The 12,806-nt window shown below is 48.5% G+C and carries 15 protein-coding genes; 6 read left to right on the top strand and 9 right to left on the bottom strand.

What is annotated here, in order from left to right; translation table 11 throughout:
• Positions 1 to 395: 395 nt before the first annotated feature.
• A complete protein-coding gene (locus tag MWU63_RS17685; RefSeq protein ID WP_213890870.1) occupies positions 396 to 1,253 on the top strand; it encodes an alpha-1,2-fucosyltransferase in 858 nt (285 codons plus the stop codon).
• Here the strand turns inward: MWU63_RS17685 and MWU63_RS17680 are convergent.
• The 6 genes from MWU63_RS17680 to MWU63_RS17655 form a co-directional block, all read right to left on the bottom strand.
• A complete protein-coding gene (locus MWU63_RS17680; RefSeq protein WP_247079060.1) occupies positions 1,250 to 2,434 on the bottom strand; it encodes a DegT/DnrJ/EryC1/StrS family aminotransferase in 1,185 nt (394 codons plus the stop codon). The two genes, MWU63_RS17685 and MWU63_RS17680, sit on opposite strands and share 4 nt — an antisense overlap.
• A 13-nt stretch (positions 2,435 to 2,447) precedes the next feature.
• Positions 2,448 to 3,368: a GDP-L-fucose synthase gene (locus MWU63_RS17675; protein WP_213890868.1), complete on the bottom strand. Its 921-nt coding sequence runs from the start codon at positions 3,366 to 3,368 to the stop codon at positions 2,448 to 2,450.
• On the bottom strand, positions 3,368 to 4,420 hold the full coding sequence (gmd, locus tag MWU63_RS17670) for a GDP-mannose 4,6-dehydratase (protein ID WP_213890867.1): 1,053 nt from the start codon (positions 4,418 to 4,420) through the stop codon (positions 3,368 to 3,370). The genes MWU63_RS17675 and gmd overlap by 1 nt, the downstream gene beginning before the upstream one ends.
• Entirely contained in the window at positions 4,417 to 5,310 is an 894-nt protein-coding gene (locus MWU63_RS17665; RefSeq protein WP_247079050.1) for a glycosyltransferase family 10, read from the bottom strand. Before MWU63_RS17665 ends, gmd begins: the two co-directional genes overlap by 4 nt.
• Positions 5,307 to 6,158 (bottom strand): FkbM family methyltransferase, encoded by an 852-nt coding sequence (locus MWU63_RS17660; RefSeq protein ID WP_213890865.1) that lies wholly within the window; start codon positions 6,156 to 6,158, stop codon positions 5,307 to 5,309. The genes MWU63_RS17665 and MWU63_RS17660 overlap by 4 nt, the downstream gene beginning before the upstream one ends.
• Positions 6,159 to 6,234: 76 nt before the next feature.
• Positions 6,235 to 6,981, bottom strand: a complete 747-nt coding sequence (locus MWU63_RS17655) for a glycosyltransferase family 25 protein (RefSeq protein ID WP_213890864.1) — start codon at positions 6,979 to 6,981, stop codon at positions 6,235 to 6,237.
• Positions 6,982 to 7,141: 160 nt separating this feature from the next.
• On the opposite strand from MWU63_RS17655, the gene MWU63_RS17650 reads away from it, so the two are divergent.
• The 5 genes from MWU63_RS17650 to MWU63_RS17635 all read left to right on the top strand — a co-directional run bounded on the left by MWU63_RS17650 (position 7,142) and on the right by MWU63_RS17635 (position 9,417).
• Complete coding sequence (locus tag MWU63_RS17650) at positions 7,142 to 8,050, top strand: lysophospholipid acyltransferase family protein (RefSeq protein WP_213890863.1); 909 nt, start codon at positions 7,142 to 7,144, stop codon at positions 8,048 to 8,050.
• Positions 8,022 to 8,279 carry a hypothetical protein gene (locus MWU63_RS17645; protein WP_247079039.1) on the top strand — a complete coding sequence of 86 codons (258 nt, stop codon included), beginning with the start codon at positions 8,022 to 8,024 and terminating at the stop codon, positions 8,277 to 8,279. Before MWU63_RS17650 ends, MWU63_RS17645 begins: the two co-directional genes overlap by 29 nt.
• Before the next feature lie 318 nt (positions 8,280 to 8,597).
• On the top strand, positions 8,598 to 8,798 hold the full coding sequence (locus MWU63_RS17640) for a hydrolase (protein WP_247079036.1): 201 nt from the start codon (positions 8,598 to 8,600) through the stop codon (positions 8,796 to 8,798).
• Positions 8,771 to 8,899: a hydrolase gene (locus tag MWU63_RS20500; protein ID WP_348646251.1), complete on the top strand. Its 129-nt coding sequence runs from the start codon at positions 8,771 to 8,773 to the stop codon at positions 8,897 to 8,899. The genes MWU63_RS17640 and MWU63_RS20500 overlap by 28 nt, the downstream gene beginning before the upstream one ends.
• Positions 8,900 to 9,063: 164 nt before the next feature.
• Positions 9,064 to 9,417, top strand: coding sequence for a YdeI/OmpD-associated family protein (locus tag MWU63_RS17635; RefSeq protein WP_213890861.1), 354 nt, complete (start codon positions 9,064 to 9,066; stop codon positions 9,415 to 9,417).
• Between the two features lie 73 nt (positions 9,418 to 9,490).
• On the opposite strand, the gene MWU63_RS17630 is transcribed toward MWU63_RS17635, so the two are convergent.
• The 3 genes from MWU63_RS17630 to MWU63_RS17620 all read right to left on the bottom strand — a co-directional run bounded on the left by MWU63_RS17630 (position 9,491) and on the right by MWU63_RS17620 (position 12,480).
• Complete coding sequence (locus MWU63_RS17630; protein WP_247079033.1) at positions 9,491 to 10,300, bottom strand: methyltransferase domain-containing protein; 810 nt, start codon at positions 10,298 to 10,300, stop codon at positions 9,491 to 9,493.
• Between the two features lie 456 nt (positions 10,301 to 10,756).
• Positions 10,757 to 11,527 (bottom strand): 2-oxo-tetronate isomerase, encoded by a 771-nt coding sequence (otnI, locus tag MWU63_RS17625; RefSeq protein ID WP_213890859.1) that lies wholly within the window; start codon positions 11,525 to 11,527, stop codon positions 10,757 to 10,759.
• A gap of 53 nt (positions 11,528 to 11,580) precedes the next feature.
• Positions 11,581 to 12,480: an NAD(P)-dependent oxidoreductase gene (locus MWU63_RS17620; protein ID WP_213890858.1), complete on the bottom strand. Its 900-nt coding sequence runs from the start codon at positions 12,478 to 12,480 to the stop codon at positions 11,581 to 11,583.
• Between the last annotated feature and the right edge of the window lie 326 nt (positions 12,481 to 12,806).

Below are 12,806 nucleotides of genomic sequence, written 5' to 3'. Positions count from 1 at the left end.
CGGCGAGCGTTTTCGTCTAAGCCAATGTTTTAGGGAAATTCTCATAACTCTTACGCTTTCAGTATCGGTTTTTTTTACAATTTGTGACCGTATCGCGAGTATTCAGCTTTTCCTTCGTTTATCTTGTCCCAAAAAGCAAGCTGACGACCCAAGACTAAAGACTGATTGTGGTAGGTTTTAGGAGAAAGTTCAAACTTGCCGTAGTATTGACATTTTTCTACATCTTTTGGAGCGATTGCTGCCTTTTACTTTCATATCTATCAGCGGAATGCTGAACCCGAGTTATTTTAAGTACTTAGTTATGCAAAGTCGTTAAATGCTTTGAGAGCTTGCCCACACATGTTAACGCGAGTGCATAAGAATACTTAGGTATTTATGGTGTTTTGGAGAGAAAGATGGATGTCGTCATCGCGCGTTTGTTTGGTGGCCTTGGCAACCAGTTGTTTCAATATGCGGTGGGCAGGGCCGTTGCAGAGCGTAACAAATGTGGGCTTTTACTTGATACGCGCGAGACGGATGAAAAAGGCGGGCACTGGAAATATGCTTTGTCACATTTTAACGTCAATGCAACGATCGGTGATGACAGCAACCTGCCACCTGCGCGCTCTGACACTTTGCGTTACTATTTTTGGCGCTATCTAAGCAAGAACCCGGAATTTATTCGCGAGAAGCATTTAGGGTTTAACGAAAACATCAACCAACTGTCCGCTAACACATACCTGCATGGGTATTTTCAGTCTGAGAAATATTTTACTGACTACGCAGAGGTCCTGCATCGCGAACTGGCGATAAAAACGGCACCCACCAAAGAAAACGAACGATGGCTACAGCAAATTGACGCCTGCAATTCAGTTTCGTTGCACGTTCGCAGAGGCGACTACGCAGCCGCAGGAAGCACGTATGCGGTGTGTGACAAGAATTACTATGATCGCGCACTTGAAATCATAGCAGAGAAAACCGCTTCGGAACCTGAAGTTTTTGTGTTTTCGGATGATCCGGTTTGGGCGAAGCAAAATATGAGGTTTGGAGTCAAAACGCATTTTTCAGATCATAACGAGAGCGCAAAACATTACGAAGACATGCGTCTCATAAGTTGTTGTAAACACAACATTGTTGCGAATTCAACGTTTTCCTGGTGGGGCAGCTGGTTAAACCGGAACCCTGATAAAATTGTGGTTGCGCCGAAAGACTGGTTCGGAAAACAAAAGATGCAGAATCCGGACATTGCACCCGAAAGCTGGATACGTCTTTAGCAGAAAGCACCCTTTAATGCGGTACGCAGAGCTTCCATTTCCTTTTCCAGCGGGTAGTGGTGGTTTCCAATGAATAATCCAGCGCCATCGATGTATTCAGCGTTTTTCAGGTTTCCTGAAATCTCATAGTCAAAGTACTTTTCAACAACTTTGTTCTTTGCAAAGTTGCCAGCAACGATCGGCCTGCATTCGACACCTGATTTTTGCAAACTGTTTAGTAGAACGGAACGGTCAATGTTGCATTCCGGATTTACCACCATCGAAAATCCGAACCAACTGCTTTCACCAATTTCTTTTTGCGAAATCACGTCACCGAATTCTTTGGTGAGGTCCTTGAAAAGAACGGCATTCTTGCGCCGATTTTCCACAATCATCGGCAATTTTAAAAGTTGTTCTTGCCCAATGGCACCGCTCATTTCCAGAGGTCGCAGGTTGTAACCCGGAAGGACGAAACGGAAAGATTCTTCAAACGCATCCGTGCTTTTCTGCCCTGTCACCAGATTGGTTTCAGGCAAATTACGCGTCCAACCGTGGGCGCGAACAGATAGCATGATATGGTATAGTTCTTCGTCATTTGTTGTGACCATACCCCCTTCCATGGTGGAAATATGGTGCGAGAAAAAGCAACTGTAACTTCCGGCAATGCCAAAAGTACCCGTTTGCTGGCCACCCAGAGTGGCCCCTAAAGATTCACAATTGTCTTCGATCAAATAGATGTCGCGCCCCGCAATCATCGCATTGATCTTGTTATAATCATTTGGGTTACCCAGCAGATTTACCGCCATGATCAGTCGGGTTTTCGGGCCAATGGCCTTTTCCAGTGCATCAAGGTCGAAGTTTAGAGTTTCAAGGTCAATATCCACGAACTTCAGTTTCAAACCGTATTGATAAAGTGGCGAATAGGTCGTGCTCCACGACACAGCAGGCACGATCACTTCATCCCCGGGCTGAAGATTTGCTTTGGAATGGTATCGCAACGCGGCAACCATCAACAGATTGGCAGAAGAGCCGGAATTGACCATCACCGCATAGGGCGTGTCGGCAAATGTCGCGAACTGTTTTTCAAATGTTGCGACTTCCTTCCCCATAGAAAAAAAGCCAGAGGCAACGACCCGGTTTATCGCCTCAATTTCGTTTTCATCCCAGGAACTTGTCGCAAGTGTAAATACGGGATCTGTCATTGGGATGAACTCCTTAGCTCTGGCTATCCAGAAAAAACTGGTATGTCTGCTGGATGCCTTCTTCAAGCGATGTTTTCGGGGCCCAACCCAACTCTGTCTGGCGGCTGACGGACAACAATTTTTGTTTCATACCAACGGGTTTGCTGAGGTCATGGGTAAATTTACCTTTCCAGCCAATCACCTTTGCTGCCGCCTCATAATACTCGTTGATCGAATAATCATGGCCGACGCCAAGGTTCATCATGTCGGGTAGTCTTTCGAATCGATCTACCATGTACCATGTGCCATCCGCCATATCGGACGCGAACATAAACTCTCGTCGTACCGTTCCGTCGCCCCAGATTTCGACGCTGTCCAAACCTTGTGTTTTGGCGTCATGCATCTTTTTCACAATTGCGGGCAGTAGATGCGACACCTTGGGGTCGAACTTATCGTGCTTGCCAAAAAGGTTGCAGGGCATCAGTGTTTTATAATGGAGATTTGGTTTTGTCGCTGAAAGATAGCTACATAGCCTGGCGACGGTGATTTTTGCCAAGGCATAGCCTTCATTGGTCGGCTCCAGCTCTCCGGTCAAAACCTGTTCTTCGCGAAGCGGGTTTTCTGCAAGGCGGGGGTACATACAGGAACTGCCAAGATTTAGCAGCTTTGAAACGCCGGCTGCCTGCGCTGAAAGAACAATATTGCGGCCCATATCAAGGTTGTTGACAAGAAACCCAGCTGGATCAGCGATGTTGGCATGAATGCCGCCGACTTGCCCCGCACAATGAATAATCAGGTCGGGTGTGTGGGCTTTGACCAAATCCGACGTTTTTTCATAAGACAACAGATCCAACTCTTCGCGGGACGGGACGACCAGTTCGTGTTGCTTCGCTGCAGCGTGTTCGATCAGGTTTTTCCCGACCATTCCACTGCCACCTGTAATGAGAATTTTCATCAGGCTTGGGCTTTGCGTTTCTCGGCCTTGAAATCTTCGGCGACCATTTCAGCAACGAGTTCGTCAAAGGACGTTTGCGGTACCCAGCCCAGTTTTTCCTTGGCCTTCGTTGCATCGCCCAACAGGGTCTCAACCTCGGTAGGGCGGAAGTAGCGCGGATCAATCGCGACAATCACCTTGCCGTTGGCGTCACGCCCGACTTCGTCCGTTCCTTCACCCTCAAATGTGATCTCCATGTCCAGTTCTTTGGCTGCCGCCAGAACAAAATCGCGGACTGAATATTGCACGCCTGTTGCGATGACAAAGTCTTCTGGCACCTCTTGCTGGAGCATCAGCCACATCACTTCGACATAGTCGCGCGCATGACCCCAGTCGCGTTTCGCATCTAAATTGCCAAGCTTCAGCGTTTTTTGCATGCCCAGTTTGATCCGGGCGAGTGCCATTGTGATTTTCCGGGTTACGAAGGTTTCGCCACGTTTTGGGCTTTCGTGGTTAAACAGGGTGCCGTTACAGGCGTACAACCCGTAAGCCTCACGATAGTTGACTGTAATCCAAAAGGCGTAAAGCTTGGCAACCGCATAGGGGCTGCGGGGGTAAAATGGCGTTTTTTCAGTTTGCGGGGTTTCCTGAACCAAGCCGTAAAGCTCGGATGTTGAGGCCTGATAATATCGCGTCTTTTCACCAAGTTCCAGAATACGGATAGCTTCCAGCATACGAAGCGCACCAAGCGCATCAGAGTTTGCTGTGTATTCCGGTTCTTCAAACGAAACCGCAACGTGGCTTTGTGCAGCCAGGTTGTAGACTTCGTCTGGTTTCACCTTTTGCAGGATATGGGTGAGGCTGGTGCTGTCTGTCATGTCGCCATGATGCAGAACAAAGCGCCCTTCCTTACCTTCAGGACCTTCAAACAGGTGGTCGATGCGGTCAGTGTTGAATAACGATGTCCGCCGCTTGATGCCGTGGACTTCGTAACCCTTTTCAAGCAGGAATTCGGCAAGATAGGCACCATCCTGACCCGTTACACCCGTAATCAATGCCTTTTTTGCGTTCATAGTCTTTCCTGTTTTTTGTCGATTGTTTTCCGGATTAGCAAGGCAGCCCGTTCAATGTTGTTCGCGTGATGTCGAGCAGCTTGTTCGTTCTTTTCGATCCATTTTAACCGTGCTTCGTAGTCCGAAACGCTCATGTTTTTCAAAGCTGTATTAATTTCAGCAGCGTTGTTGCATATTATCATACCACGCACGTCGAAATAATCGCTGATGTTTGGTGCACCCCAGTAAATTGGCACTGTTTTACACAGGCAAGCGTCTACAAGTTTCTCTGTGAAATAACTCTGTTCACGTACATTTTCAATTACCACTGAGTAGCGGTAAGGCGCCAATCCATCTGCCTTTTCTTTAAAAGGTCTGTAGCCCCGCCCCATAATATCAACATCAAGGCCTTCAGATCGGATGTGGTCTACCGTTTGATGCCGAAGTTTATGACCCTCCAGATCGCGCCTTGCAGAAGCGATTAGTGATGCCATCTTTGATTTTGTAAGGTCAATCTGGGATTCTTCATTTATAAATGTCGAACCTAAATAGTAAAATTCACCGTTTTCTATTTTTTTAAGTAGTGACGCATTTTTTGTCAGAACTTTGTAGAATCGCCAGTGAAGCCATTTAGCCCAATTTACGTATCGTTGGTGTACGGCGTCAGGCTCAACAATCATAACTGAAATTTTTGCTTTCACACCAAATCGGGGGAACAAGAACACCGGTTTTCTCGGAAAAGTCAAAAGATGATCATCACGGCGTAAATTTCTGACGCGACCGCTCAGCAACCTCTTCGGTCTGCCGATGGGCCAGGCCAGGACGTCCAGAGAAAGGTTCGCAAGATTACATGTCGGCCATTTACCATAGGGCACGACAGCTATCGCAGGCGCATCATCAATTTGAGTCATGGCATTAATTCATAAAAAGAGTTATTTCTGCTTCGCCCCACGAGAACATAACTCAACTTGGCGAACACTTTAGTACACTCTGGATAATCAGAATCTGGTTCGGGATGTTCGATCACGATCTTTTTCGGCAATTGTGCTTTCGGTGCATTCATCAAGAATGGCGCGAGGGCCTTGTCTTCGTGGCCTTCTATATCAATTTTTAGACCGTAAATGGTTTTTATTTTCTGTTCATTTAAGATTGCACCCAAGGTGCGGATTGGAATTTCGCCTCCTGAGGTTTCTTCCACCGCAACAATTGCCACATCGTCTTTGCGAATAATTAGCGAACCCTGCCCATCCGCGTCGCTAACTGCCGCTGAAACTATTTTCAAATTGTTTAGGCCTGTCGCGTTTGCGTTAAATGCCAACCTTTTAGCCATTAACGGATTGGCATCAATGGATATTGTTTTGCCGATCGGAGCAGTTTTTGCCATCGGTTGCGAGTACAAGCCAATATTAGAGCCCAAATCGATAAAGTTCGCGTCAGGCGAGGCATCTGTCAGCAGAAAATCCAAATCCGCTCTGTTATAGTCAGGGTTTAGTAACAGCCCATATTCAATCAGATTGTTTTCACCCCAAATGCGGTACGCACAATCCCGGAAAAAAATATCTAGAGGTCCTTTGGAAAGCGCCAATATAATTTGAGTGTATTTACCGCGAAAAAGGCCTCGTTTTAAGATCGTTTTCTTACCAATGCCAATCAAGATTCGTTGCAGATAGTTCGGTGCAAATGTACCAAAGGGCGCAGTTTCGTGATTTGTACCGCCGGTCAGTTCGTCGCTCGTCAGCGAACGCCAAGTTCCAGACATTAATTCTTTTCCTTACAAATTTAGTTACTCACTAACTAATACGCGCCAGAAATCCAATGAGTTAGTGTTACGCATTTCAACCTATAACATCGGTCGAGCGAGCAGAGTACTTTCGTATCTGCGTTTTGTAACGATTGCGTTTTAGTTCCCGCGCAAGTTTTTTGATCAGCGGCTGCTTGGCTGAAAGCGTGCTTCCGCCTGTCTCTGCTGTACGATCGGATACACCTGAAGGTACAACGCAGCTTAAATGAACGCCTGTTTCCCAATGTAATTGCAAAAAACCATCTATAGGCCGGTCTATTTTTTGTGTCAGGTTTAATAGTCTTTCAGCCGCAGCGCGGCTTACAAACTGGGCAGACGTGCGTAGCGGCGTTACAATGGGCTGGACGATCTTAGCATTTAGAGTTTCCGCCAAGACTTGATTCTGGTCTGGCACGATGCGTACCTGAAACTGAATGTAGCCCAGTTTTTCGATGTTGCGTTCCGCAATCGCGACAGCCGGACCAAACTGGCCCGGTAAGATCTGAACGTCATCTTCAAAGATAAGCCCTGCATCTAAATTTTGCTCAACAATGGCGTTCCAGACCTTTCGGTGGCTCAGAAAACAGCCAATTTCGCCAACGTTAAGTTTAAAAGGATAGGCCGGCTTGAACAGTGTCTTACCTGAATAATAATTTGTAAGAACTGTTTGGGGTAATTTTGCGCCATCCACAGCATCTATTATCTGAGCGTCATAAGGCGCTTTTGAAACCAGATCCTGCACCTGCGCCTTGCGCCCTGTCGCGCGTTGAAGATGCACTATGAAGGTTTTATATGCCGCCATTCGCTGAACCCCAATCGCCTTTAATCCTCTGAAACTGCTAAAGCAAAATCACTGGTGCCTCCAGCCTTTGTTTTGCTCATGACTTTGAAGTTTGTTTGTTTGGAAAAGCAAAAGCATTCAAGCTATTGTTGTTTTTTGGCAATCCACTTAGAGAACGGTGATGCAACCGATTCATAAGAAAACCTTTGCAAAGTTTTTGCAGTACATCCCGATCTGGATCGGCCTTAAACTGGGAAGGTTGATGTCGTTTCGTTTGCGCAGTGCATTTTTCGCAGGTGTTTGCGGGTTTCTGATTCCGATAATACCTGGTTCGCGTCGACGGGTTTGGAATGGCTTGAAACGCGTTTTTCCGGACATGCCCGAAAACGAAGTTCGGGTTCTTTGTAAAAAGATAGGGGAAAATACTGGACGTACGCTTTCCGAAATACTTTTTAGCGCTAGTTACAGCAAACGTCTGGATCTGTTTGATGCGACTGGCCCGGGTTTGGATGTATTGCAAAAAGCGAAAGAATCCGGAAAAGGCGCGATCATCGTTTCAGGCCACTTTGGTCAATGGGAAGCAGTTCGTCATTTTTTGAAATCCGCCGGAATGGAAACGGGGGCTGTTTATCGTGAAAACAGCAATCCATGGTACGAACCGCATTTTCTTGCCGGAATTAAAAAGGGTGGTGAACCAATCGTCGCTAAAAGTGCGGCAGGAAACATGAGGATGGTTAAGCATCTGCGCAACGGGGGTTTTTTTGCACTGCTTGTCGACCAGAAGTATCAGCAAGGTCATCTGATCCCGTTTCTGGGCATTGACGCATTGACACCTACTGCAGCTGCGGTAATGGCCTTGCGCTATGACCTGCCTTTGGTTCCTGCTTTCGGAACGCGAGATGAAAATGGGAAAAATATTCACGTTGAATTCGAAGAACCAATTCCACCGTCGGATGCCCTGACTATGACGCGCGAAGTAAACGACAGAATAAGCGCGCGTATTATAGAGAAACCAGAGCAATGGTATTGGTTGCACAACCGCTGGGAAGATACGTTCCTTTATGAGCGGTTCCACGGTGGTCAAGCCTGATAGGTGTAGCCGCTTTGCATCACTTTTATGGGTGTTGTCGTTGCTAAGAGAGCGGGCGGTAAGCGAAGACTTCGATCTCGACATGAACATCGACGAGCAAATCGCTGAGGGATGCTTGCGCGATCAGTTGTCGGCCACGCGCTTCCGGCAAGAAATCGAAATTGAAATACTGGACGACGGTTTGCCCTACTTCGACTTACCCATCATCGAAGCTGCAACCCCAAAGTAACCAAATTGAGATAAAAAAGTTCGCTTCGTCCGGCGGTTTCAACGGATCGACGCAGACCTTGGGCCATTCCCGAGAACCCTCTTCACGCCACATCTCAATTAGCAGTTAATCAGCCGGGTTTCGTCGCGTTCGTTGATCACGCTCAAGGTTTAATCTGGGGAATCTGCATAAGGTCCTTTTGTCAGAATGAGCGAGGTCAAAATGGAATCCAATGCACTTCCCCGCTTCGACGACACGGTCAATACAACCGGCTGTTGCCCCTTATTCAATCCGGACGGTTGAGACGGGGCCGAGCTGCATTTCGAGGACAAGAGCTTCGTGCGTGCGATGACGAACTCGGTTTTGCACATCGCGGTCAATATGGGCAAAGTGTTTGAACGGGTTCAAAAGAATATTGAATCCGCAGGTGCATATGACACAGACAACTACATTGTCCTTAGCCGGGATATTTCCCGTGGAAGGCTGAACACCTCTTCGCGATATCTGCGCCTGTGCCAGAAGAAGAAGCGACGACGATAACTGGAAACTTCGTGACGAAGGTCTTTGAGGGCCCATATAAAAACGCAAAACTGGCATCAGGAAATGCAGCAGATAACAAAAGAAGCCGGATTCGAAAGTGACGAAGTATATTTCTTCTACACGACCTGCCCTAAATGCGCGAAAGCTTACGGCAAGAACTACGTCGTTGGGGTCGCGAGGACATCCTGAACGGTTATTGCTTCGAGCTCCGAACTGAAACTCAACGCCCCAAAAGGCCACGATTGTGAAACGATCCGCGAACCCCATGCCCGACTACATAGCGCTGGCTCTCAAGGTGGAAGTGCTGTGGGACTTTTACGATCGACGCCCTTGGTACCAACGCAATGATTATGTTGGCAGGATAGACAGCGCCAAACGCGAAAAAACGAAGTTGAAGCGGTTGCAGCAAATGCTGGACGAACTCCGGGCCGGTGCCGTCTATTTGAAAATGACATGGCAGTTCGTTCGCTTTAAAATGAACGAGACACCTTGTTTGAATGCTTGGAGATGTTGGTGCAATCAACATTTGGATCACTGTTTTGACAGCCTTTGCAAATTGCTTAGAGAAAGCGATTTCTACAATTTGCCATCTCGTTTTCCGGGGCAGAGCGTGCCTTGATAATACACGGCTCCTCTAAGGTTTGGCGAACGATCTCTAGTGCCGGACGGCCTTTTGATGCGCGGACTGATAGTCATTTATGCGCGGTGTAAACACCTATTCTCAAGGGCATTTTCGCGGGTTCCGCTCCAAACCGCTCTCTTAGACGGGTAAGAACGCGTTGCACCACATCAATGGGGTCCACGCCACCCCTGTCTTTGATTTCATCAAACACTGGATTTCCGAGAACAAGTCCGCGCGCGAAGGCTTCTAGGTCGGTGACTTCTCTCTCGTGATTCATTTCTTCGTGTGAAGCGTTTGTAAGCCCCGCCTCGGCAAGGTCGCTCAGCACAACATCCGGATCATTGTAAAAGAATGGAATCTTGTAAAATCCGGGAGGGTTTTCAGGGGAAAACTCGGCGATAGCCTCGTGTGCCACTTCAGAGAATGGATTGTCAGCGTTTTTGCACCAGGCAGAAAAGATATATTGCCCCCCTGGCCTGAGCACGCGCGCGACTTCGCGGTACGATGCGACAATGTCCGGAAAGAACATCACTCCGAACTGACAAACGATCTGATTTATCTGATCATCTTCGAATGGCAACGACATTGCATCGACTGGCTTGAACATAACCTTTTCGTCTGCATGAAATTTCTTCGCTGCAATTTCTAGCATGGGTGCATTCAGATCAGTCACGAGCAGCGGAACATCATCTGGCAAGGCGTCGCGTAAAAATCTGCTCACAAATCCTGTACCAGCTGCTATCTCGAGCACCATTTGCGGAGAAAACGCCGCGCTTCGTTTGGCAACTTGCGCAGCAAAATACTCGAAGATGTTAGGGCCGAGCCCTGAGTCATAATGTTTGGGAATATCACCGACAAACCGGCTTGCATCATTACCCATTCGCACATCCACCTTTTTTAAAACAAGAACCGAATACACAAAGAATCGCGAATATGGGATGAGATAACAAGTATTACTTGGAACCATCCAGGCCAATCATGCACCAGCATTCAAACTGGGTCACTTAGGTAGGGCCGACCAAAATTATTGGTCTGGCTGACTAGTCGTAGGAAAGGAAACTTGGGCATCATTTGGGAGTTCTTGTTTTGAGAAATATATCCAAATCGCGATCGTACTGAGTATTACGCAAATTATAGCCACGAGTACCCCAAGCGGTTTTTCTTTCGCCATTCGATTTAACAATGTTTGATCGTATTCAAAATAAATCATGTTAACCCAAATCTGTGGCGATTGGTCGAGCTATGCATCGTACAAGTTTAAAGCGAAGGGCTCGGTTTATTCGATTTCCTTCTTGTTGAAGATCAGCACGCACCACGGAAACAACGGGCGATGTCCCTACTGAGGACGCCAGTTCAAACCGTCCTCAGTAGCGCCCCGGGGGTGGTATTCACAACCGATCCAGCCGTCGTATCCAAGCCTTTCCAAGTTAGAAAAAATGATTGTGTAGTCGCAGTCGCCGTGATCCGGTTCACGCCGATCCGGGACGCTTGCAATCTGAATGTGAGCGATGTCAGTAAAGCTCTCTTTAAGCGCGCCAAGCGCATCGCCGTTCGTAATCTGCGCGTGGTAACAATCAAACTGAAGGCGCAGATTGCGGGCGCCAACCTGTTCAATAACGCGTCGGGCGGCATCGGTATTGCTCAGGAAATACCTGGGCATATCATTTGTGTTGATCGGTTCAATTAAGGCAGTAATCCCGGCGTCAGCAAAGCGACTCGCAGCATGACTAAGGTTCTCCAGATAAACATCCCCAGCATCAGAGAGCTCGGCTTCGCCGACGCATCCGGCCATGACGTGCATTTGTTTCAGGCCGGTCGCCTGTGCATAGATCAATGCGGTTTCGACGGTTTCTCTGAATTCGCCCTGCCGCCCGGCGATCGCAGCGAGGCCACGGTCGCCAGCGCGCCAGTCTCCGGGTGGGAGGTTGTGGAGGGCAAGGGTTACTCCAGCGCGCTGTACAAACTCAGAGATTTCGCTCGGAGAGTATTGATAAGGAAACAGAAACTCCACGCCCCTAAAGCCCGCTTTTGCCGCGGACATAAACCGCTTTGGAAAAGGCAGCTCGGTAAACATAAAGCTAAGATTCGCCGCGAAGTTTAGAGCCATTTTTTGTCCTTAGTGCTCATCTGAGAAATTTGAAAAGGGCATAATTTGTCTGTTCAAGTTTTGGGTTCCTGGTCCGATTCCACGAATTGGAAGTAGCCGGATTGATCCAGATCGCCCAGACCTTCATCGACCATTTTGATCCAGAGATCACGGCTTTGGCGCATAAGTGGTAACGAAAGGTCGACCTCCTCGGCCAGTTCAATGGCTTGGCGCATGTCCTTTTTCTGGGTTGTCGCGCGGGCACCAGGGGTGAAGGCGCCATCAATCATTCTTTGCCCATGTAGTTCCAGGATGCGGCTTGCCGCAAAGCCGCCCATCAAAGCCTCGCGGACCCGGTCCAAGTCGGCCCCTGCAGCCTTCGCAAGGGAAAGAGATTCTGCGATTATTCCGACCGTCGCCCCGACGATAGCTTGGTTGGCAACCTTCGCGGCCTGGCCTGTACCGACAGGGCCAATGTGGGTAAGCGAGTCGCCCAAAACGTCAAACACCGATTTTACGCGTTCGATATCCGTAGGTTTACCACCCGCCATAATGGACAAGGAGCCAGCCTTTGCTCCAGCCTCGCCGCCCGACACCGGCGCATCAACGTATCGTCCGCCCGCTTCCTCAACAATATTTGCCAATTGCCGGGTTGCGGTGACGGACGAAGAACCCATGTCGATTACAGTTGCGCCGTGAACCAGCCCTGGCAGCACGCCGTTTGTGTCGCAAATTGCCGCCTTGAGGGACGGTGTATCGCTCACACAAAGAATTATGAAACCCGTGCCTGTGCATTGTGCAATTTCCTTCGGTGTGGCAGCAACCGAGGCGCCCTTTTCGGCCAATCCAGCACATTTTGAGGCCGTTCGATTGTAAATCGTCAGGGTGGCATTTGCTGCGAGAAGGTTGGCAGCCATCGGGCTACCCATGAGCCCAAGGCCGATAAACCCTACTTTGGTGTCTGTAAGCGGCACGCATTTCTCCATCGCTGATATCTATTAACCGCCACCAGCGTGAAAAGAGACATCATCATTGGTCAATCTCTTCCATGCGGGTCTGCATATCTTCGTTCCAGAAGACTTGTTCTCGCCCACCACCAAAACATCGCCGACGTGCTTATTACGTAGGGGCAATTTGACCCGTTTTTGTGTTCAGAAGTGGCGTGTGCGGCCTGTGTGCTGTTTGACTGAAAGATTGCACCGGTCAGCGACACGTGCCTGACAGGTTCTTATCATCTTGCCCAATTGGCATCTCCACGGAATTCTATGCTTACGGCCGCGAAGCAATCGGCCCCGTGACG

The organism is Pseudohalocynthiibacter sp. F2068, assembly GCF_023015645.1.
GTDB classification, from domain to species: Bacteria; Pseudomonadota; Alphaproteobacteria; order Rhodobacterales; family Rhodobacteraceae; genus Pseudohalocynthiibacter; species Pseudohalocynthiibacter aestuariivivens.
Note: the sequence above shows the minus strand (reverse complement) of the source record. Positions and strands in the feature narration are given on the sequence as shown.